The organism is Streptomyces sp. NPDC003027, from assembly GCF_053591435.1.
In genome coordinates this window covers 85,272-105,750 of record NZ_JBSFTU010000008.1, presented here as the reverse complement: position 1 = coordinate 105,750, position 20,479 = coordinate 85,272, and the positions used below count along the sequence as shown (strand labels likewise).

At 70.9% G+C, this 20,479-nt stretch carries 19 protein-coding genes; 9 read left to right on the top strand and 10 right to left on the bottom strand.

Annotation, left to right across the window (positions count from 1 at the left end):
- Nucleotides 1-42: 42 nt before the first annotated feature.
- Nucleotides 43-897 (top strand): HAD family hydrolase, encoded by an 855-nt coding sequence (locus tag ACWDX6_RS09005; RefSeq protein ID WP_403293725.1) that lies wholly within the window; start codon nt 43-45, stop codon nt 895-897.
- Between the two features lie 307 nt (nt 898-1,204).
- On the opposite strand, the gene ACWDX6_RS09000 is transcribed toward ACWDX6_RS09005, so the two are convergent.
- Nucleotides 1,205-2,041: an oxidoreductase gene (locus ACWDX6_RS09000; protein ID WP_451484263.1), complete on the bottom strand. Its 837-nt coding sequence runs from the start codon at nt 2,039-2,041 to the stop codon at nt 1,205-1,207.
- A 102-nt stretch (nt 2,042-2,143) separates the two neighbouring features.
- On the opposite strand from ACWDX6_RS09000, the gene ACWDX6_RS08995 reads away from it, so the two are divergent.
- On the top strand, nt 2,144-3,130 hold the full coding sequence (locus tag ACWDX6_RS08995) for an ATP-binding protein (RefSeq protein WP_451484262.1): 987 nt from the start codon (nt 2,144-2,146) through the stop codon (nt 3,128-3,130).
- A 21-nt stretch (nt 3,131-3,151) separates the two neighbouring features.
- On the opposite strand, the gene ACWDX6_RS08990 is transcribed toward ACWDX6_RS08995, so the two are convergent.
- The gene (locus tag ACWDX6_RS08990) at nt 3,152-4,474 is read right to left on the bottom strand and encodes a hypothetical protein (RefSeq protein WP_451484261.1); all 1,323 of its coding nucleotides are present in this window, start codon (nt 4,472-4,474) and stop codon (nt 3,152-3,154) included.
- Between the two features lie 313 nt (nt 4,475-4,787).
- On the opposite strand from ACWDX6_RS08990, the gene ACWDX6_RS08985 reads away from it, so the two are divergent.
- The 6 genes from ACWDX6_RS08985 (at nt 4,788) to ACWDX6_RS08960 (ending at nt 12,769) form a co-directional block, all read left to right on the top strand.
- Nucleotides 4,788-7,154: a bifunctional SulP family inorganic anion transporter/carbonic anhydrase gene (locus tag ACWDX6_RS08985; RefSeq protein WP_451484260.1), complete on the top strand. Its 2,367-nt coding sequence runs from the start codon at nt 4,788-4,790 to the stop codon at nt 7,152-7,154.
- Between the two features lie 245 nt (nt 7,155-7,399).
- Nucleotides 7,400-9,370 (top strand): acetate--CoA ligase, encoded by a 1,971-nt coding sequence (gene acs / locus ACWDX6_RS08980; protein ID WP_451484259.1) that lies wholly within the window; start codon nt 7,400-7,402, stop codon nt 9,368-9,370.
- A 232-nt stretch (nt 9,371-9,602) separates the two neighbouring features.
- Complete coding sequence (gene nhaA / locus ACWDX6_RS08975) at nt 9,603-11,015, top strand: Na+/H+ antiporter NhaA (protein ID WP_451484258.1); 1,413 nt, start codon at nt 9,603-9,605, stop codon at nt 11,013-11,015.
- A gap of 37 nt (nt 11,016-11,052) precedes the next feature.
- Nucleotides 11,053-11,529 (top strand): phage holin family protein, encoded by a 477-nt coding sequence (locus tag ACWDX6_RS08970; protein ID WP_451484257.1) that lies wholly within the window; start codon nt 11,053-11,055, stop codon nt 11,527-11,529.
- Nucleotides 11,526-12,470 (top strand): alpha/beta fold hydrolase, encoded by a 945-nt coding sequence (locus ACWDX6_RS08965; RefSeq protein ID WP_451484256.1) that lies wholly within the window; start codon nt 11,526-11,528, stop codon nt 12,468-12,470. Before ACWDX6_RS08970 ends, ACWDX6_RS08965 begins: the two co-directional genes overlap by 4 nt.
- A gap of 107 nt (nt 12,471-12,577) precedes the next feature.
- Nucleotides 12,578-12,769 (top strand): hypothetical protein, encoded by a 192-nt coding sequence (locus tag ACWDX6_RS08960; protein ID WP_451484255.1) that lies wholly within the window; start codon nt 12,578-12,580, stop codon nt 12,767-12,769.
- Between the two features lie 93 nt (nt 12,770-12,862).
- On the opposite strand, the gene ACWDX6_RS08955 is transcribed toward ACWDX6_RS08960, so the two are convergent.
- From ACWDX6_RS08955 to nth, 3 genes are read right to left on the bottom strand one after another with little or no spacing between them, the layout of a single operon-like run.
- On the bottom strand, nt 12,863-14,062 hold the full coding sequence (locus ACWDX6_RS08955) for a MarP family serine protease (protein ID WP_451484254.1): 1,200 nt from the start codon (nt 14,060-14,062) through the stop codon (nt 12,863-12,865).
- Between the two features lie 47 nt (nt 14,063-14,109).
- Nucleotides 14,110-14,829, bottom strand: a complete 720-nt coding sequence (locus ACWDX6_RS08950; protein ID WP_451484253.1) for an NUDIX hydrolase — start codon at nt 14,827-14,829, stop codon at nt 14,110-14,112.
- A gap of 58 nt (nt 14,830-14,887) precedes the next feature.
- Nucleotides 14,888-15,949 (bottom strand): endonuclease III, encoded by a 1,062-nt coding sequence (gene nth, locus ACWDX6_RS08945; RefSeq protein WP_451484252.1) that lies wholly within the window; start codon nt 15,947-15,949, stop codon nt 14,888-14,890.
- Nucleotides 15,950-16,133: 184 nt separating this feature from the next.
- On the opposite strand from nth, the gene ACWDX6_RS08940 reads away from it, so the two are divergent.
- Nucleotides 16,134-16,808: a Crp/Fnr family transcriptional regulator gene (locus ACWDX6_RS08940; protein ID WP_015034542.1), complete on the top strand. Its 675-nt coding sequence runs from the start codon at nt 16,134-16,136 to the stop codon at nt 16,806-16,808.
- Nucleotides 16,809-16,927: 119 nt separating this feature from the next.
- On the opposite strand, the gene ACWDX6_RS08935 is transcribed toward ACWDX6_RS08940, so the two are convergent.
- The 5 genes from ACWDX6_RS08935 to ACWDX6_RS08915 form a co-directional block, all read right to left on the bottom strand.
- Entirely contained in the window at nt 16,928-17,812 is an 885-nt protein-coding gene (locus tag ACWDX6_RS08935) for a prohibitin family protein (protein ID WP_451484251.1), read from the bottom strand.
- Nucleotides 17,813-17,960: 148 nt separating this feature from the next.
- Nucleotides 17,961-18,791, bottom strand: coding sequence for an MBL fold metallo-hydrolase (locus ACWDX6_RS08930; protein ID WP_451484250.1), 831 nt, complete (start codon nt 18,789-18,791; stop codon nt 17,961-17,963).
- Nucleotides 18,788-19,663 carry an NUDIX hydrolase gene (locus tag ACWDX6_RS08925; RefSeq protein ID WP_451484249.1) on the bottom strand — a complete coding sequence of 292 codons (876 nt, stop codon included), beginning with the start codon at nt 19,661-19,663 and terminating at the stop codon, nt 18,788-18,790. The genes ACWDX6_RS08930 and ACWDX6_RS08925 overlap by 4 nt, the downstream gene beginning before the upstream one ends.
- A gap of 86 nt (nt 19,664-19,749) precedes the next feature.
- Entirely contained in the window at nt 19,750-20,220 is a 471-nt protein-coding gene (locus ACWDX6_RS08920; RefSeq protein WP_451484248.1) for a RidA family protein, read from the bottom strand.
- Nucleotides 20,217-20,375, bottom strand: a complete 159-nt coding sequence (locus tag ACWDX6_RS08915; protein WP_451484247.1) for a DUF4177 domain-containing protein — start codon at nt 20,373-20,375, stop codon at nt 20,217-20,219. Before ACWDX6_RS08915 ends, ACWDX6_RS08920 begins: the two co-directional genes overlap by 4 nt.
- Nucleotides 20,376-20,479 lie beyond the last annotated feature (104 nt).

The window sequence follows — 20,479 nt, the reverse complement described above, 5'->3', positions numbered from 1 at the left end:
GCAAACCCACACGCCCGAGCGTACGCCGAATGGCGGGCACATATGCTCAGGCTCGTGGAAAACCACTCCTTGCCGCGCACAGCCGCCTTCTTTGACCTGGACAAGACGGTCATTGCGAAGTCCTCGACGTTGACCTTCAGCAAGTCCTTCTACCAAGGCGGACTGATCAACCGCCGTGCCGTCCTGCGGACGGCGTACATCCAGTTCGTCTACCTCGTGGGCGGCGCCGACCATGACCAGATGGAGCGGATGCGCGAATATCTTTCCGCGCTCTGCAAAGGCTGGAACGTCTCACAGGTCAAGGAGCTCGTCGCCGAGACCCTGCACGACCTGATCGACCCCCTCATCTACGACGAGGCGGCCTCCCTCATCGAGGAGCACCACGCCGCGGGCCGTGACGTCGTGATCGTCTCGACCTCCGGAGCCGAGGTCGTCGAGCCGATCGGCGAGATGCTGGGCGCGGACCGGGTCGTCGCGACCCGCATGGTCGTCGGCGACGACGGCTGCTTCACCGGCGAGGTGGAGTACTACGCCTACGGCCCCACCAAGGCGGAGGCGATCCGGGAGCTCGCGGAGTCCGAGGGGTACGACCTCTCACGCTGCTACGCCTACAGCGATTCGGCGACCGACGTACCGATGCTCGACGTGGTCGGCCACCCCTACGCGGTCAATCCCGACCGCACGCTGCGCCGCGAGGCCATCGCCCGGGACTGGCCGATCCTGGTCTTCGAGAAGCCGGTCCGCCTCAAGCAGCGGCTGCCCGGGTTCAGGATGCCGCCGCGGCCCGCACTCGTCGCCGCCGCCGCGGTGGGCGCGGCCGCCGCGACCGCCGGTCTCGTCTGGTACGCCAACCGTCGGCGGCACGCCGCTCTTGCCGATCGCTTTGCCCGCATTTGAGCTGAAAGCAAAGAAGTGGAGCCAACACTTTCGCTTCGACTCCGACAGGAGTAGAAAGGAATCAGGCCCGCGAGACCTAGGACATCCGAGAGGATCACCTGTTGAGCAAGAAGGCCCCACGGACCGAGCACTGAAGCCGAGCACCCACGCGACGTCGACCCGTCGATTACGGGCCAGCCGCACCAGGCGAAGGGCGAAGATCCCCGCCTGATGGGCACATATCGAGGACGCTTGGTAACCCGGCAGACGTGCCAGCGGCGGCACCAGTGCTGGTGCCGCCGCAACCCTTCTCCGGAGAGCTCCCGCCTCAGGCGGCGCCCCGCTGGAGCGCCTCGCACACCGCCGTCGACTCCCGGACCCCCAGCTCGACCGCCCGCCCGCAGTGGGCGATCCACGCGGCCATGCCCTCCGGCGTCCCGGACAGGTACCCCTCGAACGCCGCGACATAGGCGGCGCGACCCTGCTCCGCGTGTCCCACCTCGGCCGGGCAGATCGACTTGGGGTCCAGACCGCTGCCGATCAGCACGATCCGCTCCGCGGCCCGCGCGATCAGCCCGTTGTACGAGGTGAAGGGGCGCAGCGCCAGCAGCTCGCCGTGCACCACGGCCGCCGTCACCAGCGCCGGGGCCGTACCGCCCGCGATGATCAGCTCCGAGAGCCCGTCGAGCCGGCCCGCGACCTCCGCCGGATCCGGAAGTGGCGCCTCGATCAGCGGTTCGTCGACGGTCTCACCGGCCTGCCGCGGCCTGCCGACGGAGTCGGTTCCGTCCCCCGGGCGACCGGCTTCGCCCGCGGCGACCAGGTGGAGCCGGGCGAGAACCCGCAGCGGGGACTGGCGCCAGATGGAGAGCAGCTGGCCCGCCTCGGCGCTCAGCCGCAGAGCCGCGCCCACCGTGCGCGCCTCGGCGTCCCCGCTGAAGTCGGTGCGCCGGCGGACCTCCTCGAGGGCCCAGTCGGCTCCGGACAGCGCGGCCGAGCCGCGCGCCCCGCGCAGGGCCGCCTCGGAAGTGATCTCGTTGCTGCGGCGGCGCATCACTCGGTGGCCGTAGACACGGTCCACGGCCTTGCGTACGGAGTCCACCGAGTCGGCGACACCCGGCAGGGAGCCGAGGGCGGCCAGGGGGTCAGAGGCGTGCGTACTCATAGGTAGCGAGGCTACGCGCCCGGGACCGCCGCCCCACGTTGGAGTGGTCTTCTTCACGCTCCTTGACCACGGCACGCAATCATGGCACTACGCTAGGTGAACATGAAGATCGCTTTCGTAGGGAAGGGCGGCAGCGGCAAGACCACGCTGTCCTCGCTCTTCATCCGTCATCTCGCCGCCAACGAAGCCCATGTCGTCGCGGTGGACGCCGACATCAACCAGCACTTGGGGGCCGCGCTCGGCCTCGATGAGACGGAGGCGGCGGCCCTGCCGGCGCTGGGTACGCACCTGCCGCTGATCAAGGAGTACCTGCGCGGCTCCAACCCCCGGATCGCCTCCGCCGACACGATGATCAAGACCACGCCGCCCGGGGAGGGCTCGCGGCTGCTGCGGGTCCGCGAGGACAACCCGGTGTACGAGGCGTGTGCCCGGACCGTACGGCTGGACGACGGTGACATCCGGTTGATGGCGACGGGGCCGTTCACCGAGTCGGACCTCGGGGTGGCCTGCTACCACTCGAAGGTCGGCGCGGTGGAGCTGTGCCTGAACCACCTGGTGGACGGGCAGGACGAGTACGTCGTCGTCGACATGACGGCGGGCTCCGACTCGTTCGCCTCGGGGATGTTCACCCGCTTCGACATGACCTTCCTCGTCGCCGAGCCGACCCGCAAGGGCGTCTCCGTCTACCGCCAGTACAAGGAGTACGCGCGGGACTTCGGGGTCGCGCTCAAGGTGGTCGGCAACAAGGTGCAGGGCCAGGACGACGTGGACTTCCTGCGCGCCGAGGTCGGGGACGACCTGCTGGTCACGGTCGGCCACTCGGACTGGGTCCGCGCGATGGAGAAGGGCCGCCCGCCCCGCTTCGAACTCCTGGAGGCGGACAACCGGATGGCCCTGCAGACCCTCCAGGACGCGGCGGACGATTCGTACGCCCACCGCGACTGGGAGCGCTACACGCGGCAGATGGTCCACTTCCACCTGAAGAACGCGGAGAGCTGGGGCAACGCGAAGACCGGGGCCGACCTGGCCGCGCAGGTCGACCCCGATTTCGTGTTGAGCGAGGAACTCAGCGCCACTCAGCCCGCCTAGGTTCGGCGGGCCGCGCCCGCGTCAGTTCTGCTGGGCGGCCGGCCGCGCCGCGGACGCGGGAGCCGACGGCTGGGGGGCCAGGAAGGCCGCCCAGCCGCCCTGCGGCGCCTCGCCGACCTTCAGGGTCCGCAGTTTGGCGAGGACCGCCGGGTCCTGGGCGTCCAGCCAGTCCGCGAGCTGCCGGAAGGACACGCACTTCACGTCCTTCTGGACGCAGACCGTGGCGATCGTCTGCTCGATGGCGCGCATGTACGTGCCGCCGTTCCACGACTCGAAGTGGTTGCCGATGATCAGCGGCGCCCGGTTGCCGTGGTACGAGCGGTTGAACGCCTGCACCAGCCCGTCGCGCATCTGGTTGCCCCAGTACTCGTGCTTCGACGGGTCGCCCTGGGTCGTACCGGACTGGTTCACCAGGAAGTTGTAGTCCATGGACAGCGTCTGGAACGCGCGGCCCGGGACCGGGACCAGCTGCATCGACAGATCCCACAGACCGTGGTCCTTCTTCGGCCAGATCTGGTCGTTGACGCCGCTGGTGTCGTAACGGAAGCCCAGCTGGCTCGCCGCCTGGACAAAGTTCGCGCGCCCCTCCAGGCACGGCGTGCGGGCGCCGACCAGCTCCTTGTCGTAGTCGAAGGGCAGGGGCTGCTCGGTGGTCAGCCCGGAGTTCGTCTTCCAGTTCTTCACGAAGGACTTGGCCTGCCGGATCTCGCTCTTCCAGTCCTCGACGGACCAGTTGCCGACACCGCCCTCCTTGCCGCAGAAGTGGCCGTTGAAGTGCGTGCCGACCTCGTTGCCCTCCAGCCAGGCTCCGCGCAGTTCGCGGACGGTGGCACGGATGCCCTCGGTGTCGTTGAAGCCGATGTCCGAGCGTCCGGCCGCGTGCTGCGGCGGTTCGTACAGCTTGCGCTTCTCCTCGGGCAGCAGGTAGACCCCGCTGAGGAAGTACGTCATGGTCGCGTCGTACTTCTTGCCCACCTTGCGGAAGTGGGAGAAGAGCCGCTGACTGTCCTCGCCGGCGCCGTCCCACGAGAACACGACGAACTGCGGAGGTTGCTGACCCGGCTTCAGCCGCTGCCAGGTGGGCTGGTGCGGCTGGGCACCGGTGAAGGCGGTCGATCCGTCGCCGATCAGGCGCACCGCGCTCTGCGGCGCCGCCCCAGGGGCCTTCTTGGCACCCGGAGCGCCCTTCGGGGCCTCCTCGGAACCCGAGCATCCGGCGAGACCGGCGATCAGGGCGACGGCGAGGGCGCCGACGGCGAGCACCCTCCCGCGGACGGCACCCCCCGCCCTGGCGGTGCTCCCGGCAGTCCCTCTCCCGGCGGTCGTTCTCCCGGCGGCGTTCATCCGCCCACCTCTCCTCGGTCCGTACGAGCGTCCTCTGCGAGCGTCGCCAACCTCGCACCACGGCCACCGGAGAGATGAAACGACAAGCGGCACTCCGCCGACTTATCACCGGAACCGGTGAATCATTGCCCTGTTTGCCCCGAAAATAATGCCGCAGTCTTTACTCTCCATTACGATCCATTTACCCAGCGTTGATACTCGCCTGAGGAACCGCGCACCACATCCCGCCGCTGCACGCCGTGCCCCACGGCCGCGACCCCCCTGTTCGTCCCGCACGAGCCGCGACCGCGCCGCCCCGGAGGAGACGGGAATCATGACCCTCTGCACACCCGACCGCACGCCCGACCGAACCCCTGACCACACGCCCGACCGGGCCGCGCCCGGCCCCCGCCTCAAACGACTCCACAGCCCACCGGGCGGCGGCCGCTTCCGCATCGCGGGCGCCGACCTGTCGGCGTCCATCGCCGTCTTCCTGATCGCGCTGCCCCTCTCCCTGGGCATCGCGCTCGCCACCGGAGCCCCCCTCCAGGCCGGGCTGGTGGCCGCCGCCGTCGGCGGCATCGTCGTCGGCCGCCTCGGAGGCGCGCCGCTTCAGGTCAGCGGCCCCGCCGCCGGACTCACGGTGGTCACCGCCGAGCTCATCCAGATCTACGGCTGGCGCACCACCTGCGCCATCACCGTCCTCGCCGGCCTCGCCCAGCTGGGCCTCGCCGCCCTGCGGGTGGCCCGCTCCGCCCTCGCCGTCTCGCCCGCGATCGTGCACGGCATGCTCGCCGGCATCGGCGTCACCATCGCCGTCGCCCAGCTGCACATCGTGCTCGGCGGCAGCCCCCAGAGCTCCGTCGTGGACAACGTCCTCGGGCTGCCCGGCCAGTTGGCCGACCTCCATCCCGTGGGCCTTTCGCTCAGCCTCCTCACCATCGCCGCCCTCCTGCTGTGGCCCAAGCTGCCCGGTCGGGCGGGGCTGCTGCTGCGAAAGGTCCCGGCCGCGCTCGCCGCGGTGGCCCTTGCGACGGCCGTCGCAGGGTTCGCGGGACTCTCCGTTCCGCGCGTCGACCTGCCCTCCTGGAGCAGTCACGCCCTGCCCGGCCTGCCCGAAGGCCCGGTCCTCGGCATCGCGGCCGGGGTATTGACGATCACGCTGGTCACCAGCGTGCAGTCGCTGCTCTCGGCCGTCGCCGTCGACAAGCTGGTGGCCTCCCGCCCCGACCACGGGCACGGCATCCCCCGCTCGGACCTCGACCGCGAACTCGCCGGCCAGGGTGCGGCGAACATCGTCTCGGGAGCGCTCGGAGGACTGCCGGTCGCGGGCGTCGCCGTCCGCAGCACCGCCAATGTGTCGGCGGGCGCGATCAGCCGCCACTCGACCATGCTGCACGGCGTGTGGGTGGTGCTCGCCGCCCTCTTCCTCGTCCCCGTCATCGACCTGATCCCACTGCCCGCGCTCGCCGCGCTCGTCATGGTCGTCGGCATCCAGATGGTGAGCATCACCCACATCCGCAGCGTCACCCGCCATCGCGAAGTCCTCGTGTATGGAGTGACGCTGAGTGCCGTGGTACTCATCGGCATCCTGGAGGGTGTCGCTCTCGGCATCGCCGTGGCCACCGCCGTCGCCATGGGGCGCCTCGCCAAGACCCGCGTCACCGCCGAGGAACAGGACGGACGCCACCTGGTGCGGGTGCGCGGCCAGTTGACCTTCATCGCCGTCCCCCGGCTGAGCCGGGCGTTGCACCAGGTGCCCCAGGGAAGCCACGTGGTCGTCGAGTTGGACGGCTCCTTCATGGACCACGCCGCCTACGAGACGTTGCACGACTGGCAGGCCACCCACGTCCGCAACGGCGGCACGGTGGAGATGGCCGGCCCCTCCGGTGCCCGGATCGCCGAGCCCGACGCCGAACCCCATTCCTGCTGCCGGCCCTGGATGCCCTGGCGCAACCACCACTGCGGCAGCCAGGGAGAACAGCCGGCCCACGAGACCCGGCGCGCGAACGGTCACCAACTGGCCAGCGGCATCGGAAAGTTCCAGCGCAACACCGCCCCGCTGGTACGCGACGAGCTCGCCCGACTCGCTCGCGAGGGCCAGAGCCCCTCGCAGCTCTTCCTCACCTGCGCCGACTCCCGGCTCGTCACCAGCATGATCACCTCCAGCGGCCCCGGTGACCTGTTCACCGTGCGGAACGTCGGCAACCTCGTTCCGCTGCCCGGCGAGGAGAGCGGGGACGACTCGGTCGCGGCGGCCATCGAGTACGCGGTGGAGGTACTGCGGGTCGACTCGATCACCGTGTGCGGGCACTCCGGCTGCGGCGCGATGCAGGCCCTCCTCAACAGCCGGCCGGACGCCCCGCAGACCCCCCTGCGCCGCTGGCTGCGCCACGGCCTGCCCAGCCTGGAGCGGATGGCGAGCCGCAAGCACGCCTGGGCCCGGATCTCCGGCCGGCTGCCCGCCGACGACGTCGAACAGCTCTGCCTGACCAATGTGGTCCAGCAGCTGGAGCATCTGCGGGCGTACGAGCCGGTGGCACGGCGGCTGGCCGACGGGACCCTGACGCTGCACGGGATGTACTTCCACGTCGGGGAGGCACAGGCGTATCTGCTGGTGGACTCGGACGAGCCCCACGGCTACGACGACGTGTTCGACCGGGTGCCGCCCACCGCCCTGGAGGAGGCCCGCGCCTCGTGAACCTCCCCGCGGCCGGGCCCTGAATCCGAATCCGACTTCGAACCGCCGTGAACCTTCCCGGACGCCCGTCCGTGAGTGTGTGTGGCCCCTTCTCCCCGCCGCCCGGGGAGAAGGGGCCACCTCACGCCCGCCACCCTATAGGTCTAAACCAATTTCCTGGAGACTCTTGTCACCCGGGCCTCGGACTGATGAGGTATGACGCGGGACACATAGGCACATAGGACGCCCTGGGAAAGGGAGATGTCGTGAGCAACGAAAGCCTGGCCAACCTGCTCAAGGAAGAGCGGCGGTTCGCGCCGCCGACCGAGCTGGCCGCGCACGCCAACGTGACGGCGGAGGCGTACGAGCAGGCCGCGGCGGACAGGCTTGGCTTCTGGGCCGAGCAGGCGAGGCGGCTCACCTGGGCCACCGAGCCGACCGAGACCCTCGACTGGTCGAACCCGCCCTTCGCCAAGTGGTTCGCCGACGGCGAGCTCAACGTGGCGTACAACTGCGTCGACCGCCATGTCGAGGCGGGCAACGGCGACCGGGTCGCCATCCACTTCGAGGGCGAGCCGGGCGACAGCCGCGCCATCACCTACGCCGAGCTCAAGGACGAGGTCTCCCGGGCCGCCAACGCCCTGACCGAGCTGGGGGTCCGCAAGGGCGACCGGGTCGCCGTCTACCTCCCGATGATCCCCGAGGCGGCCATCACCATGCTGGCCTGCGCCCGCATCGGCGCCGCGCACTCGGTGGTCTTCGGCGGCTTCTCCGCCGACGCCGTCGCCTCCCGCATCCAGGACGCCGACGCCAAGCTCGTCGTCACCGCCGACGGCGGCTACCGCCGCGGCAAGCCGTCCGCGCTCAAGCCCGCCATCGACGAGGCCGTCGCCAAGTGCCCGCAGGTCGAGCACGTCCTCGTGGTCCGCCGCACCGGCCAGTCCCTCGAAGAGGCGGGAAGCACCTTCACCGAGGGCCGGGACGTGTGGTGGCACGACATCGTCGCCCGCCAGTCCGCCGAGCACACGCCGGAGCCGTTCGAGGCCGAGCACCCGCTCTTCATCCTCTACACCTCCGGCACGACCGGTAAGCCCAAGGGCATCCTGCACACCTCCGGCGGCTATCTGACCCAGGCCGCGTACACGCACCACGCCGTCTTCGACCTCAAGCCGGAGACCGACGTCTACTGGTGCACCGCCGACATCGGCTGGGTGACCGGACACTCGTACATCGTCTACGGCCCGCTGGCCAACGGCGCGACGCAGGTCATGTACGAGGGCACGCCCGACACCCCGCACCAGGGCCGGTTCTGGGAGATCGTCCAGAAGTACGGCGTGACGATCCTCTACACCGCCCCGACGGCGATCCGTACGTTCATGAAGTGGGGAGACGACATCCCCGCCAAGTTCGACCTCTCCAGCCTCCGTGTCCTCGGCTCGGTCGGCGAGCCGATCAACCCCGAGGCGTGGATCTGGTACCGCGAGCACATCGGCGCGGGCAAGACCCCGATCGTGGACACCTGGTGGCAGACCGAGACCGGTGCGATGATGATCTCGCCGCTGCCGGGCGTCACCCACACCAAGCCGGGCTCGGCCCAGCGCGCCCTCCCGGGCATCTCCGCGACCGTCGTCGACGACGAGGCGAACGAGGTGCCGAACGGCGGTGGCGGCTATCTGGTCCTCACCGAGCCGTGGCCGTCGATGCTCCGTACGATCTGGGGCGACGACCAGCGGTTCATCGACACCTACTGGTCGCGCTTCGAGGGCAAGTACTTCGCCGGCGACGGCGCGAAGAAGGACGAGGACGGCGACATCTGGCTGCTCGGCCGGGTCGACGACGTCATGCTCGTCTCCGGGCACAACATCTCCACCACCGAGGTCGAGTCGGCGCTCGTCTCGCACCCGTCCGTCGCCGAGGCGGCCGTGGTCGGCGCCGCGGACGAGACGACCGGACAGGCGATCGTCGCCTTCGTCATCCTGCGCGGTACGGCGAGCGAGACCGACGGCCTCGTCGCGGAGCTGCGCGACCACGTGGGCGCGACGCTCGGGCCGATCGCGAAGCCGAAGCGGATCCTGCCCGTGCAGGAGCTGCCCAAGACGCGATCCGGCAAGATCATGCGGCGGCTGCTGCGTGACGTCGCCGAGAACCGGGAGCTGGGGGACGTCACCACTCTGACGGACTCGTCGGTCATGGCGCTCATCCAGACGAAGCTGCCGAGCGCTTCCAGCGAGGACTGAGCCCCCGAGGCCACGAAGGCGCCCGCTCCAGGCCACCTGGGGCGGGCGCCTTCGCCCGTCCACAACGGGCCGGACGGGCCGCCGGCACCTACGGTGAAGATCACCGGACACCACCCGGGCTCCTTAGGTAAGGTAAAGAAAGCGTCAGCGACGCGACAAGGAAAACTAGGTGCGCCGGGAAGTCTGGTCGGCATGTGCTTCGTGCTGCCCAACCGACCGGAGGCCTCCCACCGTGCCCGCGCCCACCACCACCGACCGCACCCCCACCGACCGCAGGTTCCTCGGCCTGCTGCCGCTCCCCGAGCGGCGGTTCCTCGCCGACGCGCTGCGCGCCGAGACCGTCGGCGGCGTGCTGCTGCTCCTCGCCGCGGTCGCCGCGCTCGTCTGGGCCAACAGCCCCCTCGGCGACAGCTACGAGTCCGTACGGGACTTCCACATCGGCCCCGCCGCCCTCGGCCTCGACCTGTCCATCGAGCACTGGGCGGCCGACGGACTCCTCGCCGTCTTCTTCTTCGTCGCCGGCATCGAGCTCAAGCGTGAGCTGGTGGCGGGCGAGCTGCGCGACCCCAAGGCCGCCGCGCTCCCCGTGATCGCCGCGCTCTGCGGCATGGCCGCGCCCGCCCTGGTCTACGCCGTGACGAACGCCGTCGGCGGCGGCTCGATGGACGGCTGGGCCGTACCCACCGCCACCGACATCGCCTTCGCGCTCGCCGTACTCGCGGTCATCGGCACCTCCCTGCCCTCCGCCCTCCGCGCGTTCCTGCTGACGCTCGCCGTCGTCGACGACCTGTTCGCGATCCTGATCATCGCGGTCTTCTTCACCAGCGACCTGAACTTCGCCGCCCTCGGCGGTGCCTTCGCCGGACTCGTCGTCTTCTGGGTGCTGCTGCGCACGGGAGTCCGCGGCTGGTACGTGTACGTCCCGCTGGCCCTGGTCGTCTGGGGCCTGATGTACAACAGCGGCGTCCACGCCACCATCGCCGGTGTCGCCATGGGCCTGATGCTGCGCTGCGCCCGGCGGGACGGCGAGCGGCACTCCCCCGGCGAGCACATCGAGCACCTGGTCCGCCCCCTCTCCGCCGGACTGGCCGTGCCGCTGTTCGCCCTGTTCTCGGCCGGGGTCGCCGTCACCGGGAAGTCGATCGGCGACGTCTTCACCCAGCCGGTCACCCTCGGTGTCGTCCTCGGCCTGGTGGTCGGCAAGGCGGTCGGCATCTTCGGCGGTACGTGGCTCGCCGCCCGCTTCACCAAGGCCGAGCTCAACCCGGACCTCGCCTGGCCGGACGTGTTCGCCGTCGCCACCCTCGCCGGAATCGGCTTCACCGTCTCCCTGCTCATCGGCGAGCTGGCCTTCGAGGGCGACGCGGCCCTGACGGACGAGGTCAAGGCCGCCGTCCTGATCGGCTCCCTGATCGCGGCCGTACTGGCGACATTCCTGCTCAAGCTGCGGGTACGGAAGTACGAGGCGCTGCTCGCCGAAGAGGAGCGCGACGAGGACGAGGACGGCATCCCGGACGTGTACGAGCAGCACGACCCGGAGTACCACCTCCGGATGGCGGCGATCCACGAGAGGAAGGCCGCCGAACATCGCGAGAAGGCACGACTGGCGGGGGCACCGCGCGATGACGCCGACAGTCCGGCATGATCTGAGGTCGGACCGTCGAAGAGAAAAGGGAGCAGCGATGAGCGACCCGGTCAACGGAGCCGAGCGCAGCCTCGGCCAGCTGGTCGCCTCGGCGACCGCCGAGATGTCCGCGCTGGTGCACGACGAGATCGCGCTGGCGAAGGCCGAGATCCGACAGGACGTCAAGCGCGGCGCCATCGGCGGCGCCGCCGGCGGGGCGGCGGCAGCGGTGCTGCTGTTCTCACTGCCCATGCTGAGCTTCGCGCTCGCCTACGGCATCCAGGCGTGGAGCGGCTGGCACATCTCGGTCTGCTTCCTGCTCTCCTTCGCGGCGAACGTGCTGCTGGCGGGGCTGCTCGGACTGATCGCCTACGCCAAGTTCAAGAAGGTCAAGCCGCCGGAGAAGTCGATCGCCTCGGCCAAGCAGACGGCCGCGATCCTGCAGAACGCCAAGCCGCACCCCCGACCCGAACGAGCGGTCCTGCCGGGCACGGTCCAGGAGAAGCCCGCGGTTGTGGGACGCTCGTCCGCATGACCGTCCCTGAGAGCAGCAACGGCAGCGGCACCACCGGCAGCCCCGTACGGATCGATGGGCCGTGGACCCACCGGGACGTGGCCGCCAACGGCGCGCGCTTCCACATCGCGGAGATGGGCGACGGCCCGCTCGTGCTGCTGCTGCACGGCTTCCCGCAGTTCTGGTGGACCTGGCGCCACCAGCTGCCCGCCCTCGCCGACGCTGGCTTCCGGGCGGTCGCGATGGACCTGCGGGGTGTGGGCGGCAGCGACCGTACGCCGAGGGGTTACGACCCCGCCAACCTGGCACTCGACATCACCGGCGTCATCCGCTCCCTCGGGGAGCCGGACGCGGCGCTGGTCGGACACGACCTGGGCGGCTATCTCGCCTGGACGGCGGCGGTCATGCGCCCGAAGCTGGTGCGCCGGCTCGCGGTCTCCTCGATGCCGCACCCGCGCCGCTGGCGGTCGGCGATGCTCTCGGACTTCTCGCAGTCACGGGCTGGTTCGTACGTATGGGGCTTCCAGCGCCCCTGGCTGCCGGAGCGTCAGCTCGTGGCGGACGAGGGGGCGCTGGTGGGCCGGCTGATCCAGGACTGGACGGGCCCGGGACTGCCCGACGAGGAGGCGATCGAGGTGTACCGGCGGGCGATGTGCATTCCGTCGACGGCGCACTGCTCGATCGAGCCCTACCGCTGGATGGTCCGCTCGCTGGCGCGGCCGGACGGGATCCAGTTCAACCGGCGTATGAAGCGTCCGGTGCGGGTACCCACCCTGCATCTGCACGGTTCCATGGACCCGGCGATGCGGACGCGCAGCGCGGCGGGCTCCGGCGAGTACGTGGAGGCGCCCTACCGCTGGCGCCTCTTCGACGGCCTGGGGCACTTCCCGCACGAAGAGGACCCGGCGGCGTTCTCGACGGAGCTCATCAACTGGCTCAAGGACCCCGAGCCCGACCGCTGATCCGGCGAACGTACATCCGCCCACCGAACGCCAATTGCCCCGCGCATACTCCAATTGGCGGGCTCCGGGGCGGTTACCGACCTTGGGGCCCGGGCACACGTCGGGGTATGGGCTGGACGCACGACTACGGTGACACGGCACGCAACCGCCGCTCGGCCGCTGGGCCGGGTTCTCTGGAGAGGAGTGGCCCTCAGGACCCGGGCCGCTCCCATGCCGCGCGGGACGACATGGGGATCCCGCGCATCCTGCGCCGCCGGGCCCGCTGGGTGTCGGCCCGGCTCCGGCACACCCGCGACTGAGCCGCCCGCGTCCGCCCGTCCGGCATCCGGCCGTCCGGCGTCCGCCCACCGGCCGTGGGCGTCAACCGTGACCGACCGTCCGCGCCCGTCCGGCTACAGCGCGCAGCCCCTGCTGTCGACCTGCTGGTTGGCCGTGCGGCCCTGGGCGATGTCGTCGCGGATCTCGTCCACCGTCAGCGCGTAGCCGGTGTTCGGGTCGTCGAGCGAGCGGGCGAAGATCACGCCGGAGACCTCTCCGTTCTCGGTGAGCAGCGGGCCGCCGGAGTTGCCCTGACGGACCGTGGCGTACAGGGAGTACACGTCCCTGCGCACCTGGCCGTGGTGGTAGATGTCCGGTCCGTTGGCGTTGATACGGCCCCGGACGCGCGCCGAGCGCACGTCGTACGAGCCGTTCTCCGGGAAGCCGGCGACGATCGCGCTGTCGCCGCTGCGGGCGTCCTGGTCGGTGAACCGCAGGGGCACGGCGTCCAGGTCCGGCACGTCCAGTACGGCGATGTCGCGCTGCCAGTCGTAGAGGACGACCTTCGCGTCGTACAGCCTGCCCTCGCCGCCGATCTGGACGGTGGGCTCGTCGACGCCTCCGACGACATGGGCGTTGGTCATGACCCGGCGGTCGGCGAAGACGAAGCCGGTGCCTTCGAGCACCTTGCCGCAGCTGGTGGCCGTACCCACGACCTTGACGATGGAGCGCTGGGCGCGGGCGGCGACCGGGCTGCCGGCGAGCGCCGGGTCCGGCGGCCGTACCTCGGTGATGGGCTCGTTGGCGAAGGGGCTGAAGACCTGCGGGAAGCCGTTCTGGGCGAGCGTCGAGGTGAAGTCGGAGAACCAGGCGGACGCCTGATCGGGCATCACCCGCTCGACGCCGAGCAGCACCTTGGAACTCCGCACCTCCTTGCCCAGCGTGGGCATCGCGGTCTGGGCGAGCGCGGAGCCGAGCAGCCAGGCGACCAGCAGCATCGCCACCACGTTGACCAGCGCGCCGCCGGTCGCGTCCAGGGCGCGCGCGGGTGACCAGGTGATGTGCCGGCGCAGCTTGTTGCCGAGGTGGGTGGTGAACGCCTGGCCGACCGAGGCGCAGACGATGACGACGATCACGAAGAAGATGGTCGCCGTGGTGGTGACCTCCGAATTGTCCGTCAGCTGCTTCCAGAGGACCGGCAGCAGGAAGACGGCCACGAGGCCGCCGCCGAGGAAGCCGATCACCGACAGGACGCCGACCACGAATCCCTGGCGGTAGCCGATGATCGCGAACCACACGGCGGCGAGCAGCAGCAGGATGTCCAGCACGTTCACCGTCAATAGCCTCGCAGATTCGTCTTAGGTCGCCCTGGGCCAGCCTGTCATGAGCGCCAGTCGAGCGGGACCTGCTTCGCGCGGTCCCACGGCCTCTCCCAGCCCGCGTAGTGCAGAATCCTGTCGATCACTCCGGCCGTGAAACCCCAGACCAGAGCGGAAGCGACCGTGAACGCAGGGCCTCGGTGGCCGCTGGGGTGGACGGCGGTCGCGCGGTTGGCCGGATCCGTGAGATCCGCCACGGGGACGGTGAAGACCCGGGCGGTCTCGGCGGGGTCGACCACCCCGACCGGGCTGGGGACGCGCCACCAGCCGAGCACGGGGGTGACGACGAAGCGGCTGACCGGGATGTAGAGCTGGGGCAGCACGCCGAAGATCTGGACACCGGAAGGGTCGAGGCCGGTCTCCTCCTCGGCCTCGCGCAGCGCCGCCCGCAGCAGGCCGCCGTCGGCCGGGTCACCGTCCTCCGGGTCGAGGGCGCCGCCGGGGAAGGAGGGCTGTCCGGCGTGCGAGCGCAGGCTGCCGGAGCGTTCCATCAGCAGCAGCTCGGGCCCGCGCTCGCCCTCACCGAAGAGGATGAGCACGGCGGACTGGCGTCCGGCGCCGTTCGCGGGCGGCAGGAAGCGGCTGAGCTGCTCGGGCCGGACCGTGCGAGCGGCCCGGTCGACGGGGGCCAGCCAGCCGGGCAGCCCCTCGCGGCTGAGCAGGCCGCCGGTACCGACGCCGTGCGTCGTGCCGGCCGCTGTCTCTTCGTCAGTGCGCGTCATAGGCACCCCCGTGTTTCACAACGCGATCGCAGCATGGCTTCGTTCCCTCACGGCCCCGTCACGCCCCGGCGCCCGGGGCGACGCCCACGGCCGGGGGCGCCGGGCGGCCCGGGTAGTCCGGTGGCGGGTTGAGCCGCTGGCCCGGATAGCCGCCCTTCTCGTACTTCAGGAGCTTCGCGGCCTTCTCGGGGTCGGTCTCGCCCTCGCCGTACGCCGGGCAGAGCGGGGCGATCGGGCAGGCGCCGCAGGCGGGCTTGCGGGCGTGGCAGATCCGGCGGCCGTGGAAGATCACCCGGTGGGAGAGCATCGTCCACTCGCTCCGGGGGAAGATCTCGGCGATCTCGGCCTCGATCTTGACCGGGTCGTCCTGATCGGTCCACTTCCAACGGCGGGCGAGCCGCATGAAGTGGGTGTCGACCGTGATGCCGGGAACGCCGAAGGCGTTGCCGAGGACGACGAAGGCGGTCTTGCGGCCGACGCCCGGCAGCTTCACCAGGTCGTCGAGCCGGCCGGGGACCTCGCCGCCGAAGTCGTCACGCAGGGCCTTGGCGAGGCCCATGATCGACTTGGTCTTGGCGCGGAAGAAGCCGGTCGGGCGGATGAGCTCCTCGACCTCCTCGGGCACGGCGGCGGCGAGGTCCTCCGGCGTCGGGTACCTCGCGAAGAGGGCGGGGGTGGTCTGGTTGACCCGCAGATCCGTGGTCTGGGCGGACAGGACCGTGGCGACGAGCAGCTCGAAGGGGTTCCGGAAGTCCAGTTCGGGGTGGGCGTACGGATAGACGTCGGCCAGCTCCCGGTTGATCTTCCGGGCCCGGCGGACCATGGCCAGGCGGGATTCCGGTTTCGCGGGCCTGGGGGCCGGCTTCGGGGTCTTCGCCGCCGGAGCCTTGGGTGTCTTCGTGGCCGCCTTCGGGGTCTTCACCGCCGGGGCCTTGGCGGTCTTCGCCACCCCGCTCTTCGCCGTCCCAGAAGCCTTCTTCGCTGCCTTCACCGCACCTCCCGCCGGGCGTTTTGCCGCATTTGCCGCCTTCGGCACACCCTGTTCGCCCACAGCGGAATCACCCTTGGCGGACACTCTCCCAGCCCCCTTGGCCTGCGCTCTCACCGGCGAGTTGGACACCCGGCCAGCCTAAGGGGCAGCACGGACATCCGCCCCGGCCACGGCCGATCAGGACCCAATCGGGCCCCTGGCGTACGGACGGGCGGTTCGGTACGTCAAACTTGTTGTGATTGATCGCACTGTTTTGTGCGTCCGGCATCATGGGATCAAGGTCCCCTGAGCAGGTCGACATAGGAGAGAACTCGTGGACGACGTTCTGCGGCGCGCCCCGCTCTTCGCGGCGCTCGATGACGAGCAGGCCGCGGAGCTGCGCGCCTCGATGAGTGAAGCGACGCTCGCCCGTGGCGACGCGCTCTTCCACGAGGGAGATCCCGGCGACCGCCTGTACGTGGTCACCGAGGGCAAGGTGAAGCTCCACCGCACCTCGCCCGACGGCCGGGAGAACATGCTGGCGGTCCTCGGCCCCGGCGAGCTCATCGGTGAGCTGTCCCTCTTCGACCCGGGCCCGCGCACCGCCACCGCGACGGCGCTGACCGAGGTCAAGCTCCTCGGCCTGGGCCACGGCGACCTCCAGCCCTGGCTGAACGCCCGCCCCGAGGTGGCCACCGCCCTGCTGCGCGCGGTCGCGCGCCGGCTGCGCAAGACCAACGACCAGATGTCCGACCTGGTCTTCTCCGACGTGCCGGGCCGTGTCGCCCGCGCACTCCTCGACCTGTCGCGCCGCTTCGGTGTGCAGTCGGAGGAGGGCATCCACGTCGTCCACGACCTGACCCAGGAAGAGCTGGCCCAGCTGGTCGGCGCCTCCCGCGAGACGGTCAACAAGGCCCTGGCGGACTTCGCCCAGCGCGGCTGGCTGCGCCTGGAGGCCCGCGCCGTGATCCTGCTGGACGTGGAGCGCCTCGCGAAGCGCTCGCGGTAAGCGATCCGTACGGACAGCTCGCGCCAAGCCTCCGTACGGACAGCTCGCGGTCCGCGATCCGTACGTACGAAAAGGGCCGCCCCGGTTTCGACCGGGGCGGCCCTTTCTCGTAGGCGTGACTACCGCTTCGTACCGTCGACGATCAGCGGGTTCCCGCTGCCACCGCCGCACGGCACGGCGTAGACCGGGTTCTTCGCCGCGGCCTCCTTGAACGCCTCGATGCACTGGTTCAGCAGGACCTTGTCGCTCAGCGAGTCGTTGAGGATCTTGTTGGCGCGGGCGATGCCCTCGGCCTCGATACGGCGCCGGTCCGCCTCGGCCTTGGCCGTACGGGAGGCCTCGGTCGCGCGCTCGGTCGCCTGCTGCTGCTGGATCTTGCGGTCGATCTGGCCCTGAAGGGCGTCCGAGGGCTTCACGTTGCGCAGGTTGACCGTGGTGACGGCGATGCCGCGCGGCGCCAGACGCTCCTTGATCAGGTCACCGATCTCGGCGTTGATCTTCTCGCGGTCACTGGCATAGCCCTGCTCGCTCGTGTGACGGGCGAACACGTTGCGGACGATCTCCCGGCTGTCGGGGTAGACCAGCCGCTGCTGGATGGCGTCCTCGCTGCCGGCGAGCCGGTAGAGCTCGACGGCCTTGGCCGGGGTCACCGCCCACTTCACGGTCACCTCGGCGTACATGACACCGCCCTGCGAGGAACGGACCTCGACCACGTCCTTGTCGGAGAGGTTGAGGTCGACGGGGCGGGTCGAGAAGGTCGTGACGTCGGTGAACGGCGACTTGAAGTGCATGCCGGAGGTCATGGGCGAGCCGACCTTGCCGAACGCGACCGGGACTCCGACCTCGTACGCGCTGATGATGTAGAGCGTGGAGCCCATCAGCGAGAAGACACCGGCGAGGAGCGCACCGAGCGCGCCGAGCTTGAGCCCGCGCGTGTCGTTGGCGCGGGCGACGAAGAAGAGCACCACCGCCGCGATGAGCAGCAGGATGGACAGGACGAACATGGACGGCCCCCCGTGGACTACGGTTCAGAAGTAAGCGGAGCGTAAAGCACGGGCCAAAAGATCCACTTCTCGGGGGTGCTCAGCTCCCCGCACCCACCCCCGGCGCCCCACCCCCCGCTCCCGATGCCCGACCCCGCGCGTACGGCGCTCAGATCAGGCCGTGATCCCGCAGATACTCCAACTGCGCCCGCACGGACAGCTCGGCGGCCGGCCACAGCGAGCGGTCCACGTCGGCGTACACATGGGCGACGACCTCCGAGGCGGTCGTCAGACCGTTCTCGACGGCCGTCTCGACCTGCGCGAGCCGGCCGGCGCGGTGGGCGAGATAGAACTCCACCACCCCCTGCGCGTCCTCCAGCACCGGCCCGTGGCCGGGAAGCACCGTACGGACCCCGTCGTCGACCGTGAGCGAGCGCAGCCGGCGCAGCGAGTCGAGATAGTCGCCGAGCCGCCCGTCGGGATGGGCGACGATCGTCGTACCGCGCCCCAGAATCGTGTCGCCCGTCAGGACGGCCCGGTCGGCGGGCAGATGGAAGGAGAGCGAGTCCGAGGTGTGGCCGGGCGTCGGCACCACCCGCAGCTCCAGACCGCCGACCGTGACCACGTCCCCCGCCCCGAGCCCCTCGTCACCGAGCCGCAACGCCGGGTCGAGAGCCCGCACATGGGTCCCCGTCAGCTCCGCGAACCGGCTCGCCCCCTCGGCGTGGTCCGGGTGGCCGTGGGTGAGCAGGGTGAGGGCGACCCGCTTGCCGAGCTTCTCGGCGCACTCCACGACCCTCCGCAGATGGCCGTCGTCGAGCGGCCCGGGATCGACGACGACGGCGAGGTCGGAGTCGGGCTCCGAGACGATCCAGGTGTTGGTGCCGTCGAGCGTCATCGCGGACGGGTTCGGCGCGAGCACGTTGAAGGCCCGGGTGGTCGCAGGCCCGGAGAGGACCCCTCCCCTGGGCTGCCCCGGCAGCGCGGCGGCGTCCGTCATCGTGCCCCGCCCCCGCTCGGGATGTGCTTGGTGAACTCGTCATGGCCCGGCCAGCTCAGGATCAGCTCGTCCCCCTCCAGCCGCGCCTGGGCGAGCACGGGAGCCAGGTCCCGGCCCTCCGAGGCGGCCAGGGCCTCCGCGGCCGTACCGAAGCGCTCCAGGCCCCGCAGGGTGGAGATCGTCGGCGGCATCATCGTCAGCTCGCCCCGGTCGTAGCCGGCCGCGGCGTCCGCGGGGCGGATCCAGACCGTGCGGTCCGCCTCGGTCGAGGCGTTGCGGGTGCGCTGGCCGGCCGGCAGCACGGCCACGAAGAACCAGGTGTCGTACCGCCGGCGCTCGAACTCCGGCGTGATCCAGCGCGCCCACGCGCCGAGCAGGTCGGACCGCAGCACCAGGCCGCGCCGGTCGAGGAAGTCGGAGAAGGACAGCTCCCGGGCGACCAGCGCCGCACGGTCCTTCTCCCAGTCGTCGCCGGTCGTGTCCCCGACCACCGAGTCCGCGGTCGGCCCGGCGAGCAGCACGCCCGCCTCCTCGTACGTCTCGCGCACGGCCGCGCACACGACGGCCTGCGCCTGCGCCGGGTCCGGGAGGCCGAGGCGCTCGGCCCAGGTCTCCCGGGAGGGGCCGGCCCAGCGCACGGGATGCTCGTCACGCGGATCGACACCGCCGCCGGGGTAGGCGTACGCGCCGCCCGCGAAGGCCATGGACGTACGCCGCCGCAGCATGTGGACGCTCGGCCCCTGCCCCTCGGCGCCGTCCCGCAGCAGCAGGACGGTGGCGGCCCGTCTGGGCGCCGCGGGGACCAGCTCGCCCGCGGCGAGAGCGCGGACGCGGTCGGGCCATTCCGGGGGGTACCACTGACCATTCGCCATGGCCGGATCGTATGCCGGACACCCCGGATGCACGAGAGCCGATTCCCCCCGGCGGGGGGAACCGGCTCGTCGCGGACGGCGGGACGTCAGTCCTGTTCGAGCTCCACCTGGACCTCGACCTCGACGGGGGCGTCCAGCGGCAGCACCGCCACGCCCACCGCGCTGCGCGCGTGCACGCCCTTGTCGCCGAGGACCGCGCCGAGCAGCTCGCTGGCGCCGTTGACGACGCCCGGCTGCCCGGTGAAGTCGGCGGCGGAGGCGACGAAGCCCACGACCTTCACGACCCGCTTGATCCGGTCCAGGTCACCGGCGACGGACTTCACGGCCGCGAGGGCGTTCAGCGCGCAGGTGGCCGCGAGCTCCTTGGCCTCCTCGGCGGTGACCTCTCCGCCGACCTTGCCGGTCACCGGAAGCTTGCCCTCCACCATCGGGAGCTGCCCCGAGGTGTAGACGTACACGCCCGACCGCACGGCCGGCTGGTACGCGGCCAGCGGCGGTACGACCTCGGGCAGGGTCAGTCCCAGCTCGGCCAGCTTGGCCTCGACGGCCCCGCTCACGGCTTCTGCCGCTTCAGGTAGGCCACGAGCTGCTCGGGGTTGTTCGGCCCGGGCACGACCTGGACGAGCTCCCACCCGTCCTCGCCCCAGGTGTCCAGAATCTGCTTCGTCGCGTGCACGAGAAGGGGCACGGTCGCGTATTCCCACTTGGTCATGGAGCCGACTGTATCCGCTGCCACACCCGGCCTCCCCCACGGGCGACCCCGACCCGGATGGGGCGGCGGTCGCCCGGGCTTCACGGCCAGTGGTTAGGCTCGAA